General features: G+C 79.3%; 1 pseudogene. It reads left to right on the top strand.

Features of this window, described 5'->3' with window-relative positions:
* Positions 1-131: 131 nt before the first annotated feature.
* Positions 132-550: pseudogene (locus A6V29_RS09960) on the top strand (thiol reductant ABC exporter subunit CydC); the annotation flags it as partial.

Raw genomic sequence — 550 nt, forward strand, 5'->3', positions numbered from 1 at the left:
CTCGCCGACCGCACCGTCGTCCTCCCCGCCCCCGATCCGGCGGTCGTGCACGAACCGCCGGGGCGGACGCCCCGGTCACCTCGCCCTCACCGGCGGTTCGTGCACGAACCGCCACGTCGGGGGCCGCGCCGGTGCGGGGGGCGCTGGCCCGGGCCGGTGCGGTCGGCGCGCTCTCCTCGGCCGCCGGGGTGGCGCTGACCGCCGTCTCCGGGTGGCTGATCGTGCGCGCGGCCGAGATGCCACCGGTCCTCACGCTGCTGGTCGCGATCGTCGGCGTCCGCTTCTTCGGCATCGGACGGGCGGTCCTGCGGTGGTGCGAGCGGCTCGCCTCCCACGACGCCGCGCTGCGCATCGCGGCCGACCTCCGGGTCCGGATCTGGGCCGCGCTGGCGGCGCAGGGGCTGGCCGCCGACCGGACGCCCGGCGCCGCGCTGGCCCGCGTGGTCGGCGACGTCGGGGTGGTGCAGGACCTCACCGTCCGGGTGCGCCCGCCGATGGTGGTCGCCGCCGCCGTGCCGATCGCGACCGTCGGCGCGCTGGCGCTGGTCGA

The sequence above is a fragment of the Blastococcus sp. CCUG 61487 genome (assembly GCF_005222955.1).
GTDB lineage: Bacteria > Actinomycetota > Actinomycetes > Mycobacteriales > Geodermatophilaceae > Blastococcus.